At 70.9% G+C, this 17560-nt stretch carries 18 protein-coding genes and 1 tRNA gene; 16 read left to right on the top strand and 3 right to left on the bottom strand.

The annotated features are described in order from the left end of the window. Positions 1 to 123: 123 nt before the first annotated feature. Complete coding sequence (locus ABZ470_RS15290; RefSeq protein WP_362911729.1) at positions 124 to 1515, bottom strand: MFS transporter; 1392 nt, start codon at positions 1513 to 1515, stop codon at positions 124 to 126. Positions 1516 to 1653: 138 nt separating this feature from the next. Between ABZ470_RS15290 and ABZ470_RS15285 the strand changes: the two genes are divergently transcribed. From ABZ470_RS15285 to ABZ470_RS15230, 12 genes are all read left to right on the top strand, one after another. Further along, entirely contained in the window at positions 1654 to 2241 is a 588-nt protein-coding gene (locus tag ABZ470_RS15285; protein WP_352011969.1) for a helix-turn-helix domain-containing protein, read from the top strand. A 291-nt stretch (positions 2242 to 2532) separates the two neighbouring features. Continuing rightward, a complete protein-coding gene (locus tag ABZ470_RS15280; RefSeq protein ID WP_352011968.1) occupies positions 2533 to 3720 on the top strand; it encodes a four-carbon acid sugar kinase family protein in 1188 nt (395 codons plus the stop codon). Between the two features lie 30 nt (positions 3721 to 3750). Next, a complete protein-coding gene (locus tag ABZ470_RS15275; RefSeq protein WP_352011967.1) occupies positions 3751 to 4350 on the top strand; it encodes an isochorismatase family protein in 600 nt (199 codons plus the stop codon). Between the two features lie 22 nt (positions 4351 to 4372). Continuing rightward, positions 4373 to 5263, top strand: coding sequence for a polysaccharide deacetylase family protein (locus tag ABZ470_RS15270; protein WP_352011966.1), 891 nt, complete (start codon positions 4373 to 4375; stop codon positions 5261 to 5263). Position 5264: 1 nt separating this feature from the next. Continuing rightward, positions 5265 to 6185 carry a hypothetical protein gene (locus tag ABZ470_RS15265; protein ID WP_362776066.1) on the top strand — a complete coding sequence of 307 codons (921 nt, stop codon included), beginning with the start codon at positions 5265 to 5267 and terminating at the stop codon, positions 6183 to 6185. Beyond that, complete coding sequence (locus tag ABZ470_RS15260; protein WP_362911727.1) at positions 6182 to 7102, top strand: hypothetical protein; 921 nt, start codon at positions 6182 to 6184, stop codon at positions 7100 to 7102. The genes ABZ470_RS15265 and ABZ470_RS15260 overlap by 4 nt, the downstream gene beginning before the upstream one ends. 2 nt (positions 7103 to 7104) lie before the next feature. Further along, positions 7105 to 8769: an ABC transporter substrate-binding protein gene (locus tag ABZ470_RS15255; RefSeq protein ID WP_362911725.1), complete on the top strand. Its 1665-nt coding sequence runs from the start codon at positions 7105 to 7107 to the stop codon at positions 8767 to 8769. A gap of 64 nt (positions 8770 to 8833) precedes the next feature. Continuing rightward, positions 8834 to 9841 carry an ABC transporter permease gene (locus ABZ470_RS15250; RefSeq protein WP_352011962.1) on the top strand — a complete coding sequence of 336 codons (1008 nt, stop codon included), beginning with the start codon at positions 8834 to 8836 and terminating at the stop codon, positions 9839 to 9841. Beyond that, on the top strand, positions 9814 to 10746 hold the full coding sequence (locus tag ABZ470_RS15245) for an ABC transporter permease (RefSeq protein WP_352011961.1): 933 nt from the start codon (positions 9814 to 9816) through the stop codon (positions 10744 to 10746). Before ABZ470_RS15250 ends, ABZ470_RS15245 begins: the two co-directional genes overlap by 28 nt. Before the next feature lie 5 nt (positions 10747 to 10751). After that, positions 10752 to 11783, top strand: a complete 1032-nt coding sequence (locus ABZ470_RS15240) for an ABC transporter ATP-binding protein (RefSeq protein WP_362911724.1) — start codon at positions 10752 to 10754, stop codon at positions 11781 to 11783. Continuing rightward, positions 11780 to 12928: an ABC transporter ATP-binding protein gene (locus ABZ470_RS15235; protein ID WP_362911723.1), complete on the top strand. Its 1149-nt coding sequence runs from the start codon at positions 11780 to 11782 to the stop codon at positions 12926 to 12928. Before ABZ470_RS15240 ends, ABZ470_RS15235 begins: the two co-directional genes overlap by 4 nt. Positions 12929 to 12983: 55 nt before the next feature. Further along, positions 12984 to 14579, top strand: coding sequence for a helix-turn-helix domain-containing protein (locus tag ABZ470_RS15230; RefSeq protein ID WP_362911722.1), 1596 nt, complete (start codon positions 12984 to 12986; stop codon positions 14577 to 14579). Between the two features lie 134 nt (positions 14580 to 14713). Here ABZ470_RS15230 and ABZ470_RS15225 read toward each other — a convergent pair whose 3' ends face one another. Together ABZ470_RS15225 and ABZ470_RS15220 are read right to left on the bottom strand one after the other, a co-directional pair. Then, the gene (locus tag ABZ470_RS15225; RefSeq protein ID WP_362911721.1) at positions 14714 to 15094 is read right to left on the bottom strand and encodes a peptidase inhibitor family I36 protein; all 381 of its coding nucleotides are present in this window, start codon (positions 15092 to 15094) and stop codon (positions 14714 to 14716) included. A gap of 181 nt (positions 15095 to 15275) precedes the next feature. Further along, positions 15276 to 15352: transfer RNA gene (locus ABZ470_RS15220), tRNA-Pro, on the bottom strand. A 99-nt stretch (positions 15353 to 15451) separates the two neighbouring features. Between ABZ470_RS15220 and ABZ470_RS15215 the strand changes: the two genes are divergently transcribed. From ABZ470_RS15215 to ABZ470_RS15200, 4 genes are all read left to right on the top strand, one after another. Further along, a complete protein-coding gene (locus tag ABZ470_RS15215; RefSeq protein WP_352011956.1) occupies positions 15452 to 15874 on the top strand; it encodes a hypothetical protein in 423 nt (140 codons plus the stop codon). 171 nt (positions 15875 to 16045) lie between these two features. After that, positions 16046 to 16651, top strand: coding sequence for a hypothetical protein (locus tag ABZ470_RS15210; protein ID WP_362911720.1), 606 nt, complete (start codon positions 16046 to 16048; stop codon positions 16649 to 16651). Positions 16652 to 16657: 6 nt separating this feature from the next. Beyond that, the gene (locus ABZ470_RS15205; protein WP_362911719.1) at positions 16658 to 17224 is read left to right on the top strand and encodes a hypothetical protein; all 567 of its coding nucleotides are present in this window, start codon (positions 16658 to 16660) and stop codon (positions 17222 to 17224) included. A 3-nt stretch (positions 17225 to 17227) separates the two neighbouring features. Further along, positions 17228 to 17401, top strand: a complete 174-nt coding sequence (locus ABZ470_RS15200; RefSeq protein WP_352011953.1) for a hypothetical protein — start codon at positions 17228 to 17230, stop codon at positions 17399 to 17401. The last annotated feature ends 159 nt before the right edge of the window (positions 17402 to 17560 follow it).

The raw sequence follows: 17560 nt of genomic DNA, 5'->3' as shown, positions 1-17560 counted from the left end.
GCCACCCTTCGTCTCCTCCACGGGTTATGCCCACCACCGAGGAACGACCTTTTCCAAACCAAGGACGTTCCACGAGTTTTACCCTTCGCCCGGCTTCCCCTTACCTCCGCCTGACGGTGTCCCTCAGTCCTTCGGGCGGCCCCAGAGAGTCAGGGCGAGAAGCAGCGCGACGGCCAGCGCGCCGCAGGCCCAGACGAACACCGACGAGATGGTCCGGGCGACGTCTCCGGTCCCCTGGGTCAGCGGGATCAGCAGGGTGGCCAGGCCGAGTGAGCCGCCGACGGTGAGCGCGGTCTGCAGCACCCCCGCCGTGACCCCGGCGTACTCGCTCGGAGCCGTGCTCAGCACGATCATGTTGAGCGGGACGATCGCCACGCCGACGCCGAGTCCCGTGACCACGAGGGCCGGGAGCACGTCGCTCGCGTAGGCGCCGCCGCCGTCGAGGCGGGTCAGCCAGGCCACCCCGGCCAGCACGACCGCGAGACCGGCGAGCGCCCGCGTCTTGAGGCCGAACGCGGCGATGCGCCCGGTGAGGAGCTGGGTCGTGGCCAGCAGCGCCAGGCCGAAGGGCAGGATGGCCAGGCCGCTGCGCAGCGCGTCGAAGCCGAGCGCCCCCTGCAGATACTGGACCAGATAGATCAGGAAGCCGGTGAGGACCGCCGCGAGCAGCAGCAGGCTCAGGAAGGCTCCGGCCCGGTCCCGCCCGGTGAGGACCGCGACGGGCAGCAGCGGCTCCGCGGCCCGCCGGTCCACCAGGAGCAGGACGACGACCAGCACGGCTGCGGCGCCGAGGGCCGTCAGGGTCCAGCGGTCACCCCAGCCGCTCTCGGCGGCGTGCACGAGGCCGTACACGGCGGTGACGAGGACCGTGGTGCTCAGCAGCGCACTGGGCAGCCCGAGCGGGCGGGAGCGGGTCGGCTCGTCGCGCAGGCCCAGCGCCCTGGCGGTGATCACGATGAGAACCAGCCCGATCGGCACGTTCACCAGCAGGCTCCAGCGCCAGTCCCCCGCCCAGGTCAGCACTCCGCCCAGCACCATCCCGGCTGAGGCTCCGAGGCCGGTCACGGTGGAGTAGAGGCCGAGGGCCCGTTGCTGCCGTTCCCCCTGGAAGACGATCGCGAGCAGCGCCAGGCCGGTGGGACCGGCGATGGCCGCGCCCGCGCCCTGCAGGACCCGGCCGGCGAGCAGCACCTCCAGGTTCGGCGCGAGACCGGCGACCAGCGAGGCCACCACGACCAGCGCGATCCCCGCGAGGAAGACCTTGCGGTGTCCCAGCACGTCGCCGAGGCGGCCGGCGAAAAGCAGCAGGCCGCCGAAGGCGAGGAGGAAGCCGTTGGGCACCCACGACCCTCCGGGCACCGACAGGTGGAGATCGGACTGCAGGGCGGGAAGCGCGATGTTCACGATCGTGCCGTCGAGCTGGAGCATGAACTCGGCGCCGACGATCGCCGTGAGCACGAGGGCCCACGCCCTGTCGCTCCGCGGGAGACCGGCCGGGACGCTTTCCTGGGTCATGAAACCTCCACGTTTCACCGGCGGGGCGCACAGTGAGGCACCCTCAGGTTAATGGGCATGCCTATACTGAGGCGATCTCAGGTTAGGCGGCAGCATTCAAACTGAGGGTTCCTCAGGTTGTCAAGCGGGAGGTAGCCGGTGGACGACAGGCCATACATCGCCCAGCGCCCGAGGAGGGCCGACGGGCAGCGTAACTACGACGCCATCCTCGCCGCGGCGCGCAAGGCGTTCGAGGCCTCCGGCTCCGACGCCTCCCTGGAGGAGATCGCGAGCCAGGCCGGAGTGGCGATCGGCACGCTGTACCGCCACTTCCCCACCCGCGCCGCGCTCGTCGAGGCCACCACCCGCGACGGCCTGGAGAACCTCGTCGCCCAGGCCGGACGGCTGGCCTCGGAGCGGGACCCGCTCGACGCGCTGACCGGGTGGATGAGCGAGGCCGTCGTGCACTTCAGTACCTTCCGCGGCCTCGTCGGCATCCTCACCCGGAGCATGTACGACGAGGGAACCCCCTCGCACGCCATGTGCGCCGCGATGCACCGCAGTGGCGCCGACCTGTTGCGCGCCGCCCAGACGGCGGGTGACGTGCGTGCCGACCTCACCCCCGGGGAGCTGTTCGACCTTCTCAGCGGCGTCGCCTGGGTGCGCGAGCAGACCGTCTCCCGAGGGGACGCCAGCGCACGCCTGCTCCGCCTGGCGCTGGAGGGCATCACCACCCGCGAGTCCTGACCTTCGACGGGACCGCGCCCGCGCGTCGAGGCGCGGTCCGTTCGTCCATGTCCGCGACCACACGGACGGCCTCGCCGCCGCCGGGCTCTCGGCCGTACGGCGTAGCGCACGAGACCTCGGAGGAACGACGCGGACCGGCCCGCGTCGCCGGGGCGTCACCGGCCGGGTCGGAGCGGCTCCGCTCCCCGCCCCGACCCTGCCGGGGAACGTGCGACATTCGTCGAATGACTGCCGGTCATCGGCTCAATACTCTCGGGGGAGTTGCCGACGTCGAGAACGGAACCCCCATCGATGGCCCCCTCAAAGCTGCCGCGTCCCCCTCGTGCACCGGCCATGGGCATCCTCGCGGAGGACCTGCAGGGGTCCGTCGCGGTCGCCTGCCGGCTGCGCCAGCGCGGGCTCGACCCGGTGATCGTGCGTCACCCCGCAGCTGTCGTCTCCGACGCGGACGCCATCGTCGTCGACCTCGACCTGCACCACGCCGCAGGTGCCGCGGAGGCGCGTATCCGCGAGTGGGCGGCCTGGCTCGACGACCACGGCTGCGAGCGGGTCGAGGCGAAGCTCAACGCCGAACTGCGCGGCTCTCCGGACGCGCTGGTCGCCGGGATCGACGCGGGGCAGGACGAGAACGGCATCCTTCTCGTCGTCCCGGCCTATCCGACCGCCGGCCGTGTCTGCGTCGACGGCCACCTGCTCGCCCCCATGCCGGTGGGCGCCGGGCTCGACGTCGACGTGCGGTCCGCGATCCGCACCGAGAACGCCGAACTGATCGGGCTCACGACCCTTGACCAGGGCGCCGACGCCGTCACCACGCACATTCTTGAGGCCTGCGCCCGCGGCATCCGGCGGTTCGTCCTCGACGGCACGGTCGAGGCGCACCTCGGCACCGCCGCGCAGGCCGCGACCCGGCTTCGCGAGGAGGGGCACGCCGTCGCGACCGCGAGCACCGGCGGCTGGCTGAGGTTCTACCCAGACCTCGGCCGCGACGGTTTCGTCGTCGTCGTCACCCCCGGCAACCACGAAACCGACCTCGCGCAGTTGCGCAGGCTCGGAGCGGCCTACGGCTCCCGTGCGCTGATCACCACCGCCGCCGAAGCCGCGAGCTGGGGGACGGCCGCCGCGCACGAGGTGCTCGCCTCGCATCGGATCCTCGCCCTGCACGAGACCGACCGTGACGACCCCGACCGCTGGGTCGTCGCCGAACAACTCGCCAGGGCGGTACGCGGCCTGCTCGACGCCTCGGCCCACGGCAAGAACAAGTGCCTCGGCGTGGTCGTCAGCGGTGGCCTGACGACCACGGCACTGGTCCAGCAGCTCGGTGGCACGAGCCTGAGCGCCGGGCTCGAACTTGAGCCGCTGTGCCCGACCGCCCGTATCACCGGGGGCGACTTCGACGACCTGCGACTGCTCTGCAAGGCCACCGGGACCGGATCCGAGGAGACCCTGCTTCGCATGACCCGGCAGATCCTCGGGGCCTGATCCCGCTCACATCCCATGAAAGGACATCGTGTGACCCACCTCGACCCGCTGCGCACCGCGCTCGTCCTCATCGACCTGCAGGGCTCCAACGCCGACCACCCCGTGCACCCGCACCCCGTTGAGGACGTCTTGGAACGTTGCATTCGGCTGATCGACGCGACCCGGAACGCGGGCGGCCTTGTCGTGCACGTGCGCACCAGCTTCCTGCCGGACGAGGGTGACTCACTCGGCGGCAAGCTGCTCACCGACGTCGAACGTCCCGCACGCCCGGTACGGCGGCCCGGCTGGGACCACTTCCTCTCCGGCGTCGATCCGCTGCCCACCGAGCCGGTGATCGTGAAGCGCAGCTGGAACGCCTTCCACGGCTCCGACCTCGACCTGCAGCTGCGCCGGCGCGGCGTCACCACCGTGATCATGGCGGGGATCTCCACCGGATTCGGCGTCGAGGGGACCGCCCGCGCGGCCTACGACCACGCCTACAACGTCGTCTTCGTCCCCGAGGCGATGTCGGCCTACACCGCCGAGCAGCACCATCACTCGGTGCGTGCGGTCTTCCCGCAGCTCGGCCGTGTCCGCGGCCTGGACGAGGTCGTCGAGGCGCTGGCCCCTCAGCCCGCGACCGTGCCCTGAAGCGAATACGGAAAGAACCAAGATGGACGAGTTCCTCAGCTATCGGCCCCTTGACCGGCGGAAGAGCCTGCCCCTGCCCGACGGCAAGCGCGTCGCCGTGAACGTGGTCATGAACATCGAGCACTACGAGTATCTTCCGCCGACGAACCCGCACCGGGACTACTTCTACCGCGTGCCGGCGAAGCCGGACATCGTCGGCTACGCGTTCCGTGACTTCGGCAACCGTGTCGGCTTCTGGCGGATGCTGCCGGTGCTCGACGACTCCCCCGTGCAGGTCACCTGCTCGCTCAACTGCGAGGTGCTGCGCCTGTACCCCGACATCGCGGAGGCGATGGTCGACCGGCGGTGGAGCTTCATGAGCCACGGCACCTACAACAGCCGTCTCCTGTTCGGCGAGTCCGAGAGCGCGGAGCGCGAGTTCTACGACTACACCGTCTCCACCGTGCGGGAGCTCACCGGCTACCGCATGCGAGGGATGCTGGGGCCCTCGTTCAGCGCGACCCCGGCCACCTACCGGCTGATGGCCGAGGCGGGGATGACCTACACGACCGACTGGTTCGTCGACGACCAGCCGTTCCGGCTCGACGGGCCGAGCGGCGGGGGGCTGGTCGGCGTTCCCTACTCCCGCGAGGTCAACGACGCGCTGCTCTTCCCCGGGTCGCCGATGTTCGGTCTGGACAGCGACTACTTCGCCGAGATCGTCCAGTCCCAGTACGAGGTGCTCTCCGCCGAGGCCCGCGAACGCGACACCGCGTACGTCATGACGATCGCGCTTCACCCCCTGTACATGGGCATTCCACACCGGATCGGCCACCTGGCGCAGATGTTCGAGCGGCTGGGCTCGCAGGACGACATCTGGTGGACCACCCCGGAGCGGATCGCCGCCCACGTCGACGCGATCGGATGGTGCTGACATGCAGCTCGTGAGACCGTTGCACGAGGCCGAGGGCGGGTCCCGCCTCGCTCCGAACCGCGGCTGGCCCGGCGGCGCGCGCCTGGCCGTGGTCGTGCTGATGCACCTCGACCACGTGCCCGCGCTCCCCGGCTCCGCACCCGGCCTCCCACCGTCTAGCGTGGCGATGCGCGGCCCGTACCCGCAGATCATGGACGTGCACTCCACCTCGCAGCACGAGTACGGGCTGCGGGTCGGCGCGTTCCGCGTCCTCGACCTCCTCGACGAGCTGGAGATCGCCCCGACGGTCGCGATCGACGCCTTCTCCGCCCGGCACCGTACCCGCCTGGTGGAGCGCGTCGCCGAGTCCGGCGCGGAGTTCGCGGCGCACGGGCTTGACGGCGCCGGCATCCTGCACGACGGGATGGGCGCCCAGGAGCAGCGCGCCTACCTCGCCGAGTCGATCGACGCCGTGGCCGAGGCCTGCGGCGTCCGGCCGACCGGCTGGAGCGGCCTGGACTACGCGCAGTCCACCACGACCCTGGAGGACCTCGCCGGCCTCGGCATCCGCTGGACCGCCGACTGGCCCAACGACGAGGCGCCGAACATCCTGGCCACGTCCCGCGGCGACATCGTCGACATCCCGGTGAACATCCACCTCGACGACGTGTTCTCCCACCTCAAGCGCGGCACGCCGATCGGCAGGTGGGCCGACGACGTCACCGTGTCCGCACGGCGGCTGCTCGAGGAGGACGCGCCGCGCACCCGGACGCTGGTGCTGGGGCTGCACCCCTGGCTCATCGGCCAGCCGTTCCGGTTCGCGCACCTGCGCGAGACGCTGCGCGCCCTGCGCGGCATGGACGGCCTGTGGTGGGCGCGCGGCACGGATGTCGTCGCGCACCTGGACGGCGAGGCACGGCACGAAGAAGGAGACCGGCGATGACCCTCAACCTGCTGGCCCGTGAGCTCGGGGCATCCGTGGTGGACTGCTCGGACGAGTTCTTCGGCGCGGCCGACGCCCTGCTCCTGTCCACCCCGCCGCAACGCCCCGGCACCTACGGACTGCGCGGAGCGGACGTCGACGGATGGGAGAGCCGCAGGCACAACCCCGGCCACGACTGGGTCGTGATCCGCGCCGCCCATCCGGGCCGGATCGAGCAGGTCGAACTGGAGACCACCGGGTTCCGTTTCAACGCCCCGCGGAGCATCGGCGTCGACGTCTCCGACTCCGCCGAAGGCCCGTGGCAGGAGATCCTCGCCGACGCCGAGGTGCGGCCGAACTCCGTGAACGAGTACCCGGTCGCCGACACCGGACGCTCGGCCTCCTTCGTCCGGCTGCGCATCTTCCCCGACGGAGGAGTCGCCCGTTTCCGCGCGCACGGCGTCGTCGACGTCTCCCGCAGCCGCCCGCCGGAGGGTGTACGCCTGTCGGACATCCGGCTCGGATGCCGGGTGCGCGCCTCCGAGGGCTCCTTCGGGGACCCGTGGTCGGTGATCTCTCACGCGATGCCGAGGAACACGCACGACGGCTGGGAGACCCCCCGGCGGTCCGACGCCGACCGGCATTTCGTCGAGCTCTCCTGGCCGGACCCCGTCCGGCTGCGGACGCTGGAGGTCGTCGCCACGCCGTTCCGCGGCAACTGCGCGGCTCGGATCACCGTCGAGGCGCGGGCGGACGACGCGTCCGGCTGGGCGGCGCTGGGAACCTTCGAGATCACCTCCGGGGCGACGACCGCCGTCGAGCTCCCCTCAACCGACGCGCGGCGGGTCCGCGTACGCGCCCTGCCCGACGGCGGCTTCTCCCGCCTCTGGTTCTACGGCGCTCAGCTCCCCCTCCCCCACCCCCAAGGCCAGGAGTGACAATGAAGTTCAAGAAGACCGGGGTCATCGCGGTCGCCGGCGTGATGCTCCTGACATCGTGCTCATCGGAGAGCGGCGCTCCGGCCAAGGGCACCGGTGACGGATCGGGCTCCAAGGTCCTCGTGTTCGGCGCCGCGGGCGCTCCGTCGCTCTTCGACCCGTTCTACACCTCGGACGGGGAGTCCGCCCGGGTGAACAACCAGATGTTCGAAGGGCTGCTCAGCCTCAAGCCGGGCACGGCCGACCCCGCGCCCGGCCTGGCGGTCTCATGGGAGCAGAGCAAGGACGGAAAGCAGTGGACGTTCCAGCTCCGCGAGGGCGTCAGCTTCCATGACGGCACGGCCTTCGACGCCGCCGCCGTCTGCGCGAACTTCGAACGGTGGTACCGGCAGCCCAAGATCGCGCGCACCTCGGCGGTCAGCCACACCTGGGTGAACGACTTCGGAGGCTTCGAGGGCGACAAGACTCCCTCGCTGTACGCCGGATGCGAGGCGCAGGACAAGTCCAAGGTGGTGCTGCGCCTGACCAATCCGAGCTCGAAGTTCCCCACCATCCTCGCGCACGGCACCTACGCCATGTCGAGCCCGGCGGCGATGGAGAAGTACAACGCCAACGGGGTCGAGGCCAAGGGCGAGGGCTTCGCCTTCCCGGAGTACGGCCGCCTGCACCCGACGGGAACCGGCCCGTTCGCCTTCGTCTCGTACGACGACTCGACCGGTACGGTCAAACTCGCGCGCAACGACAAGTACTGGGGCGAGGCGCCGAAGATCGCTGGTGTCGAGTTCCGGACGATCCCGGATGAGACGGCGCGCCGGCAGGAGCTAGAGGCCGGCACCATCCACGCCTACGACCTGCCGGCCCCTCGTGACTGGCAGAGCCTGAAGGACCAGGGGTTCCAGGTCGTCACCCGGCCGCCGTTCAACGTCATGTACCTCGGCCTGAACGCGACCACCGTGCCCGAGCTCAAGGATCTCCGCGTCCGTCAGGCCATCGCCTGGGCGATCAACAAGCAGCAGATCGTCGACACGCTGCTGCCCGAGGGCTCCGAGACCGTGACGCAGTTCGTCCCCCGCTCCGTCGAGGGCTACGACACCGCCGTCGAGGGATACCCGTACAACCCGGACAAGGCGCGCGCCCTGCTCGCCGAGGCCGGTGTGCCGAACCTCAAGATCCAGCTGTGGTACCCGACCGAGGTCACGCGCCCGTACATGCCCGAGCCGAAGCGCTTCTTCGACCTGATCAAGGCCGATCTCGAAGCGGTCGGCATCCAGATCGAACCGGTCGCGAAGCCGTGGGCCGGTGGTTACCTCAGCGGTCGTGAGGCGGGCGAGGCTCCGGTCTACCTGCTCGGCACCACGGGCCACTACAACAGCGCCCAGAACTTCCTGGGCATCCTGTTCGGCGCCACCGACAACGCCTTCGACACCGGCCTTCTCGGCTTCGGCCAGGAACTCGTCGACGACCTCAAGGAGGCGGACAGCGAGCCGGATCCGCAGAAGCGCGTCGGCATGTACCTCGAGATCAACCGCAAGATGTCCGAGGACTGGCTGCCGTCGATCCCGATCGCCAGCAGTCCCTCCGCCCTGGTTCTCCACGGCAGCGTGCGCGGCATCGTCACCAGCCCGGTCGGCGGCGAGCCCCTGGCCACGGCCACCTTCGGCGAATAGCTCCACCCGGGTGCGGGCCGCGCGCAGGCGCGAGCAGGCGCGCGCCCGCACCGATTGGATAGACATGTTCCGGTTCATCCTCCGAAGGACACTCCAGGCGGTCGTGACCTTCGTCGCCCTCACGGCGATCCTGTTCGCCTGGCTGCGCAGTCTCCCCGGCGGACCGCTCGACGCGCTGCTCGGTGAGAACGCCAGCCCGCAGGACCGCGCGAAGCTCGTCGAGTCACTCGGCCTGGACGCGCCGCTGTGGACGCAGTACCTGCGCTACCTGGGGCGGTTCTGGACCGGTGACCTCGGCGTGTCGACGGGCGTCTGGCGCGGCGCGCCGGTCACCGAGGTGCTCCTCACCCGGGCGCCCGCCACGATCGAGCTCGCCCTGTGCGCACTGGTCGTCGGCGCCGTGCTCGGCGTCGCCGCCGGTTACTGGGCGGCGACGAGACGCGGCGTGTTCGACGTCGCCTTTCTCGGCTTCTCCGTGCTCGGCCTCGCCGTACCGGTCTTCTTCACCGGGTTCGTCCTCAAGTACGTCTTCGCCGTCCGCGCGGGATGGCTGCCGCCGTCAGGACGGGCCGACCTGAGCGGATCCATACCGACGCCGACGGGGCTGACGCTCCTGGACTCGCTGCTCGCCGGGAGCGGGGCCGCGTTCGTCGAGAGCCTCCGCTACCTCACGCTGCCGACGATCGCCCTGACGATCATCCCCTTCGCCGTGATCTTCCGGCTGACCCGGGCGTCCGTCGCCGAGACGCTCCAGCAGGACTTCGTCCGCACGGCGAACTCCAAGGGCCTGCGGAACCCGACGGTCGCCGGGCGCCATGTGCTGCGCAACTCGCTGCTGCCGGTGATCACGGTGATCGGGCTGCAGGCCGGCGGCCTGTTCGCCGGAGCCGTGCTCACCGAGACCGTCTTCAACTACCGCGGGCTGGGACAGTCGATGGCACTGGCCTTCTCCACACGCGACTACGCGGTGCTGCAGGCCCTCATCATGATCGCCGCCGTCCTGTACCTGGTCATCAACATCGTCGTCGACATCGCCTACGCGCTGTGCGACCCGAGAGTGAGGACGCCGTGACCACCGCCCCGGCCGTTCCGCGCCGCCGTACCGCGACCGCCCGACCGGGCGCGCAGACCCTGAGGCGGCTGCTGCGCCAGCCGGCGTTCCTGATCGGCTCGGTGATCACATTCGTGTTCGTCCTTGTCGCGATCGCCGCGCCGGTGCTGGCGCCGCACGACCCGGCCGCCCCGCTGCTGCTCGACCAGGTACGCGCCCAGTCGAACCCCGTTCCACTCCCGCAGGAGGGGTTCCCGCTGGGCGGGGACCCCGCCGGTCGTGATCTGCTGTCCCGGCTGGTCGCCGGGGCCCAGCAGACCCTCGTCGTCGGGGTGATGGCGACACTCGGCGGTTTCGTCGGCGGCATCGCGCTCGGCCTCGTCGCGGGCGTGTTCGCCGGCAAGGTCGACATGCTCGTGATGCGGGCGGTGGACGTGATGCTGGCGATCCCGTCGCTGCTGATGGCCTTCTCGATCGCGGCGCTGTTCGCCCACCCCAGCGAGTGGACCCTGATCCTCACCATCGCGATCGTGCAGGTGCCGGTCTTCGCCCGGCTCATGCGCGGATCGATGCTGGTGCAGCGCGACACCGACCACGTACTGGCCGCGCGGGCGCTGGGCGTGAAGCCGGGGGCCATCGTGTTCCGGCACATGGTCCCCAACGCGCTCGGGCCGGTGATCGTGCAGGCGACCCTCAGCCTGGCCGTGTCCATCCTCGACGCCGCCGCCCTGTCCTTCCTCGGGCTGGGCAACCCCGACGACGGCCGGCCGGAGTGGGGGCAGATGCTGGGCGGCGCGCAGCAGTACTTCAACTCGTTCCCGCACCTCGCGATCTACCCGGCGCTGTGCATCATCGTCGTCGCCCTGGGCTTCACGCTGATGGGAGAGTCGCTTCGCGAGACCCTCGACCCCCGTACCCGGAGGTGACGGAGATGAACGCGCGTGCACACGGGGCCCGGCACGGAGCGGACCCGCTGCTGGTGGTCGAAGACCTGTCGGTCACCTTCTCACGGCCCGGCCAGGAGCCCTTCACCGCCGTGGACGGGGTCGGGTTCGAGGTCCGTCCCGGCGAGGTCGTCGGCCTGGTCGGCGAGTCGGGCTGCGGCAAGTCCGTGACCTCGCTCGCCGTCATGGGGCTCCTGCCCCGCCGGGGGACCCGCGTCAGCGGCAGGGCGTTCTTCGACGGCGTGGACCTGCTCTCACTGCCCGACCGGGAGCTGCGCGACCGTCGTGGCACCGACGTTGCGATGATCTTCCAGGACCCGTTGTCCTCGCTGAACCCCGTCGTGCCGCTGGGAGTGCAGGTGACGGAGGTCATCCGGCGCCACCGCCGGACGAACCGGTCCCAGGCGACGCGGCGGGCGCAGGAGATGCTGGAACGCGTCGGCATCCCCGATCCCGCCCGGCGGATGCACGAGTATCCGCACCAGATCTCCGGCGGCATGCGTCAGCGCGTGCTGATCGCCATCGCCCTGGCCTGCGAACCGCGGCTGCTGATCGCGGACGAGCCGACCACGGCGCTGGACGTCACGATCCAGGCCCAGATCCTCGCGCTCCTGAAGGAGCTCGTCATCGGCTCGGGCACCTCGTTGATCATGATCACCCACGACCTCGGCGTCGTCGCCGGCCTGTGCGACACGGTCAACGTGCTCTACGGCGGACGCATCGTCGAGCGGGCGGACCGCTATTCGCTGTTCGACGCCCCCCGGCATCCCTACACCGGGGGGCTGCTGGAGTCCGTGCCGTCGTTGGACGACGGGGAGAATCGGCTGCGCCCAATCCCGGGTTCTGTCGCCGACAACATACCCTGGTCGCAGGGGTGCGCCTTCGCGCCGCGCTGTCGCGTCGCCACCGACCTCTGCTTCCGGGAGGAGCCGGCCTGGTCGGCCGACGGCGAGCGGCGATCGCGCTGCCACCACCCGCTGCCCGATCCGATCATCGTGGCGAAGGAGAAGACTCCATGACGTCGGCCGCCGTTCCGATCCGACCGGACGTCGAGGAGCAGCCTCTCCTCGACGTCCGCGACCTCAAGGTCCACTTCCCGATCCGCCGGGGGACGTTCGTCGACCGGACCGTCGGCCACGTCCACGCGGTCGACGGCGTCGACCTGAGGATCACGCGCGGGGAGACCTACGGCCTGGTCGGGGAGTCGGGGTGCGGCAAGTCGACGTTCGGGCGCGCCGTGCTCCAGCTGACCCCCGTGACCTCGGGAGAGATCCGTTTCGGCGGGGTCGACCTGCGGTCGCTGCGCGGTGAGGCGCTGCGCCGCCAGCGCCGCCACATGCAGATGGTCTTCCAGGATCCGCTGGGGAGCCTGGACCCCCGGCAGAGCGTCGAGCAGATGTTCCGTGAGGGGATGGCCGCGCACGGGCTGGCGAAGGGAGACGTCTCCGGGCGTCTCGACGAGCTGCTCGACTCGGTCGGACTGCCGCGGACGGCGCTGCGCAAGTACCCGCACGAGTTCTCCGGAGGGCAGCGTCAGCGCATCGGCATCGCCAGAGCGCTCTCGGTCGAGCCGCAGCTGATCGTCGCGGACGAGCCCGTCAGCGCCTTGGACGTGTCGGTCCAGGCGCAGGTCATCAACCTCCTTGAGGACGTCCAGGCCGCGTACGGACTGACCTACCTGATCATCGCGCACGACCTCGCCGTGATCAGGCACGTGAGCGACCGGATCGGGGTGATGTACCTCGGCGGGATGGTGGAGGAGGCTCCCACCGCGGAGCTGTTCGCCGAGCCGCTGCACCCCTACACGCGGGCGCTGCTGTCCGCCGTGCCACAGCCCGACCCCCGGTATGAGGACTCTCGCGAGCAGATCCTGCTCCACGGTGATCTGCCCAGCCCGGCGGACCCGCCGCCCGGATGCCGGTTCAGCACCCGTTGCCCGTGGAGGCAGCAGACCCGCTGCGACACCGAGCGCCCGCAGCTGCGGACCATCGGGGTTCCGGGGACGACCGCCGCCCATCGAGTCGCCTGCCACTGGGCGGAGGGCATCCACGACGGTGCGATCCGGCCGACGCGGTCGACCCGCGTCGACGCCACCCTGTCCGCCGGTGTGGCCGCGTCGTCGAGATCGGCGTCCGGTACCCCGCCCGCGACCGGCGGGAGCTGATCGCTGTGCCGGCGGTCAGAGCGGAACGGAAGGCTCTCCGGCGGAAGGGGGCGGCGTGAACGGCGTCCTCACTCAGCACCTCCACGAGCTGGTGCATTCTCTCGGCGCGTCACTGGACGTGCCGGTCGAGGTCACCGACGTGCAGTTGAACCGGATCGCCCGGTCGATGCCGAGTTCCTCCGCGGACGAGCACCTCGCCGAGGCGGTTTCGCCTCGGCATCTCGGGCTGAGCGCGCGCTCGGTGGCCCTGATCTCCGAACCCGTCTACATCGGCGGGGGCGCCGACCTCGGGATGCCCCTGATGCTGGTGATCCCGGTGCGATCACCTGGTTCGGCGCCGTCGCTGCTGCTCTGGATCACCTGCGTGAGAGGGCCGCTTTCCCCCGAGCGGATCGAGAGCGTGGGACGGATCGCGGAGGCCACCGTCTGCTCGCTGGAGGCGGCCGGGCTGCTCGTGTCGCCCGAATGGGCGGACGACCACGTCGGCCGGGCCTTCGCCTCGGGAGACCTGGACGGGCTGGACTCACTGCTGGGCCAGGCCATCGGCGGCGGAAGGCTGCTGCACGACGGTACCTTCGTCTGCCTCGCGCTCTCGATGCCCGCGGTGCTTGACCCGGACTCGTCGGGATCGGCGGCGCAACGACGGCTGACCGCCGTCATGAACCGCTTCGCCGAGGACCATCTCCGTGACCGGTGCCTCATCGCGTTCAGCGGCTCCGTCAGCTTCGCGCTGCTGGCGCCTCACCCGCGCGACGTCCAGACGACCCTGCCGGGGCGGCTCGCGACGAAGACCGTCGACCTGATCTTCCGGTCCCGGCGCAACGGCGCCGACCTCCCGTGGCTCGTCGCCGTCAGCACGATCGTGACCGATCGCGCGAGCGTCGCCGTCTGGCAGGCCAGGCAGAGCCTGGACCTGGCCGAGGGCATGGGCTGGAAGCACCAGGTCGTCCACTGGGAGAGAACCGCGCACATGCGCGGGCTCGCCGCGGTGCCCACGGACGTCCTCATGTGCCACTTCATCAGCCCGTCCCTGCGACGGCTTCTCGAAGACGAGTCGGCGGAGGACCTCGTCCGGACCCTCAGGGCGTTCCTGACCACGGCGGGGAACGTCAAGCAGGTCGCGGCGGACCTGTATCTCCACCGTGCGACCGTCTACCACCGGATCAGGAAGGTCGAGGCGAGGCTGGGGGTGGACCTGTTCAGCGGCGCGGGCCGTCTGGAGGTCCACGCCGGCCTTCTCGCCGCGGAGATCGTCGCGAGCCGGACGACGGCCGGACGAGAGCCACCCGGCCGCCTCGCTCCGCGGCCGAGCCCCTCCCCTCCCGCTTCGGCGCGCGTGGAATCGCACGGTGCGCCCTCCCGGCCGGGCGGTACGCCGGAGGACGAACCGGTGGGCGACGACGAACATGAGCGGCTATCAGACCGTGGCCCCGGCGGCCCCGGCGGCCCCGGCGTTCCGCGGGCCGCCGTGCACGGCGAGACGGCGCAGCCCGACGCCGGTCTCGTCCGCGTGGATCGCGCCGTGTGCCAGCCGGTACGCCCGCAGTCAGCCCGGGATCCGCAACGTCGCACGGTCCTCCACGAGCGCGGTGCCGTGGACGCAGGGCGCCCTCGGGCCTCCGACCCCCGGCCGATCCATCGCACGATGTAGCCGGGGATCATCCGGGCACTCATGAGAACGACTCGGCGACGCCTCGGCGGATTCGGCGGTTCCTCCCCGGTCGTTCCCCGGGGCGCGGCGCCACGGCCTGTCCGGTCTGTGGCGCCGCGCCGGAGAAGGTGGATCTACTGCTCGGAGCACAGCCCGGGCTTGGCGGAGTTGACGGCGAAGCCGAAGTCCTCAACCGTCTCCCCGGCGGAGACCTCGCGCCGCTCGCCCCTGAAGCCGGGCTCGGAGTAGAAGCACCAGAACTCCGAGGAGTTGTTGGCCGCACTGCGCAGGGGCGGGACGATGCGTGCGCGGCCGTTGACGAGTATGACGCGCCGGCCTACGCCTCCGGGCTGGGAGAAGGCGCAGACCGCGGCGATCAGCGGGCAGACGAAGCCGTCCCGGGCGGTGGTGGCCTGGGTGGCGGGGGCCGTCGCGGCGGACACGGGCATGGCCAGTCCGGTGCTGACGGTGACGGCGGCGGCCGTGAGCGCCGCCCATCGGGTGAACCTGTTCATGGTCACTCCTTGCTGGGGGGTGTCGGCGGGATGCAGACGCCACCCTTCATAGCAATGAGTAGCCGTTCGACAGCAGACAGTGAATACTGTTGTGCCCTCCCGGCCAGCCCCCAGTTTGTACCTCAGTACGCGAAAAGGGTGCCTCCCATGTGAGAGACACCCTCGCTGACCAGCGAAAACCTGGTCGGGACGACAGGATTTGAACCTGCGACCCCTTGACCCCCAGTCAAGTGCGCTACCAAGCTGCGCTACGTCCCGGTTTGTCGGCCCTGTGGGCTGAACATCAGGTAGCTTACCTGAGATCAGACGGGATCGCGCACTCAAAGCGAGCGTGGACGGGTGAGGGGCTGACTACGGGTGGGGCGAAAGGCGCTGATCGACCATGAGGAACTGCGGCGGCTGGCCGGGCAGGGGTTGTCCAACGCCGAGCTCGCGGCCCACTTCGGGGTGAGCGAATCGGGGGTCCTGCAGGCCAAACGGGCCGCGGGCCTGTCGAAGCCGATGCTCGACCACTCGCGGGCCATCCCGTGGAAGCTGGAGCGCGCGCACGGCCAGTCCGGGCCCGCGACGAACCTGCGCAACCTCTCGTCGATCGCGCAGGGGCGCGCGATCCCCGTGGAGAAGCGCAACACGGCGTTGCGCTGGGCGGACCGGCTGGTCGCGGCGGGGCTGGACGTCGATTACGACCCCGAGACGGGCTTCACCGAGGTGCCCGCGTCCCCGGAGGGCTCGCTCGTCGGACGGCTCTCCGCCGAGGCGCGCGCGGCCCTCGACACCTGACGACGCCCGGATCACCGCTCTCCCGGCGACCGGCACGGAACAGTCCTACCTGCCCGATAAATCCATATAAAACGTGTTTTCTGCGACGAATCACTAGCGACAGTGGCCGGTTTTGGAGTGAATCCCTGGGGCAGCGCACGGGGACAGACGCTTACACAACCGGAGGCAGACATGTCCACCGTGATCTGGGTGGTCGTGATCGTGGTCGCGGTGGTGGCGGTCATCGCAGTCGGCTCCGCCGTACTGCAGCAGCGGCGCCGGCACCGACTTCGTGATCGATTCGGCCCCGAATACGACAGAACCGTACGGGAACGCGACAACCGGCGCGAGGCCGAGCAGGAGCTTCTGGCGCGTGAGCAGCGTTTCAGCGGCCTTGAGATCCGCCCGCTCGCCCCTCAGGCCCGCGACGGCTACGCCAGGAAGTGGATGGAGGTCCAGGAGCGCTTCGTCGACGCCCCCGGATTCGCCGTGACAGAGGCCGACCACCTGGTGACCTCGGTGATGGCGGAGCGGGGATACCCGACCGAGGACTTCGAGCAGCGGCTGTCCGACCTGTCGGTCGCGCACGGCCGTACCCTCGACCACTACCGGCAGGCCCACGCGATCAGCGGCAGGGCCGCGCACCAGGAGGCCTCGACCGAGGAGCTCAGGCAGGCGATGGTGCACTACCGCGTCCTGTTCGAGGAGCTGCTCGAAACCCCCGGCGGCCGTTCGACGCGACCGGCCGTGCGCACTCCCCAGGACCAGACCGCCCGACGCGACGTGCGAGGACAGTGATCTGAGATGAAGAACCGATCAGGAAACGACCAGGACCGTCTCGTCCACGGAGGCGCCGGTGAGACGGCGGGCGTCCCCTCCCAGCGCGCCGAGGAGGTGACCTCCGTGTTCCGGACGCCCGAAGGACTCCCCGGCACGGACGGCCGTCCCCTCACCGGTGACACGCCCGACCCGGCCCACCCGGCCGATCTCTCACCGGAGGCCGGCCGCCCCGCCTCGGAGGCACCCCGGACCCGGGCCGAAGGGGCCCCTCGGGAGGGCGCGCTGCTCGACCAGGACCCCGACGAGGTACGGCGTCGCTGGCAGGAGGTCCAGGCGGGCTTCGTCGACGACCCCCGTGACTCGGTCGAGCGTGCCGACTCCCTTGTCGCCGAGGTCGGCGACCGCCTGCGCGCCGCGCTGGAGGCCCGCTCCGCCGGCCTGCGGGAACGCTGGAAGAACACCGAGGGGGCACGGGGAAGCGACACCGAGGACCTGCGCACGGCCCTGCGTGACTACCGCGCGCTGCTTGACCGGCTGCTCGACATGTCGTCCGCGGGAAGCCCCGAAGGCCTGCCCGCCGGGAGGAGGTGACGTATGTTGGCGATCGCCGCCGCCGTCGTCTTCGGTCTCGGCCTGCTGCTCGACCTGATCAACACCAGGATCGGCGGCATCACCGGCACCACGTTCATCCTTGGCGGCCTGCTGCTTCTCGCGCTCCATCAGGGCGGGGTGGGAACGGCGGGCGGAACCTGGCGCCGCAGGCGCTGACCCGCCGAATGCCCGAGCCCGTGGTCCCCGGTCGTCCGAGGGCCACGGGCTCGGGCTTGTCCTCCCCTCCGGCCCCTCGCACGGTCGCGCGGGTGAACGGCCTTTGCGGGGGTTCTCGAAGCCGACGCCGTACCCGGGGGCGGCCTCTGGACGGGCCCC

The organism is Streptosporangium sp. NPDC020072, assembly GCF_040631445.1.
Taxonomy (GTDB): Bacteria; Actinomycetota; Actinomycetes; order Streptosporangiales; family Streptosporangiaceae; genus Streptosporangium.
This window is presented reverse-complemented; position numbering and strand designations above follow the sequence as displayed.

Excerpts from the sequence above, each read along its gene's own strand:
- ABZ470_RS15290 (WP_362911729.1), bottom strand. The coding sequence starts at position 1,515 with ATGACCCAGGAAAGCGTCCCGGCCGGTCTCCCGCGGAGCGACAGGGCG.
- ABZ470_RS15280 (WP_352011968.1), top strand. The coding sequence starts at position 2,533 with ATGGCCCCCTCAAAGCTGCCGCGTCCCCCTCGTGCACCGGCCATGGGC.
- ABZ470_RS15270 (WP_352011966.1), top strand. The coding sequence starts at position 4,373 with ATGGACGAGTTCCTCAGCTATCGGCCCCTTGACCGGCGGAAGAGCCTG.
- ABZ470_RS15265 (WP_362776066.1), top strand. The coding sequence starts at position 5,265 with ATGCAGCTCGTGAGACCGTTGCACGAGGCCGAGGGCGGGTCCCGCCTC.
- ABZ470_RS15260 (WP_362911727.1), top strand. The coding sequence starts at position 6,182 with ATGACCCTCAACCTGCTGGCCCGTGAGCTCGGGGCATCCGTGGTGGAC.
- ABZ470_RS15255 (WP_362911725.1), top strand. The coding sequence starts at position 7,105 with ATGAAGTTCAAGAAGACCGGGGTCATCGCGGTCGCCGGCGTGATGCTC.
- ABZ470_RS15250 (WP_352011962.1), top strand. The coding sequence starts at position 8,834 with ATGTTCCGGTTCATCCTCCGAAGGACACTCCAGGCGGTCGTGACCTTC.
- ABZ470_RS15240 (WP_362911724.1), top strand. The coding sequence starts at position 10,752 with ATGAACGCGCGTGCACACGGGGCCCGGCACGGAGCGGACCCGCTGCTG.
- ABZ470_RS15235 (WP_362911723.1), top strand. The coding sequence starts at position 11,780 with ATGACGTCGGCCGCCGTTCCGATCCGACCGGACGTCGAGGAGCAGCCT.
- ABZ470_RS15225 (WP_362911721.1), bottom strand. The coding sequence starts at position 15,094 with ATGAACAGGTTCACCCGATGGGCGGCGCTCACGGCCGCCGCCGTCACC.
- ABZ470_RS15210 (WP_362911720.1), top strand. The coding sequence starts at position 16,046 with ATGTCCACCGTGATCTGGGTGGTCGTGATCGTGGTCGCGGTGGTGGCG.
- ABZ470_RS15205 (WP_362911719.1), top strand. The coding sequence starts at position 16,658 with ATGAAGAACCGATCAGGAAACGACCAGGACCGTCTCGTCCACGGAGGC.
- ABZ470_RS15200 (WP_352011953.1), top strand. The coding sequence starts at position 17,228 with ATGTTGGCGATCGCCGCCGCCGTCGTCTTCGGTCTCGGCCTGCTGCTC.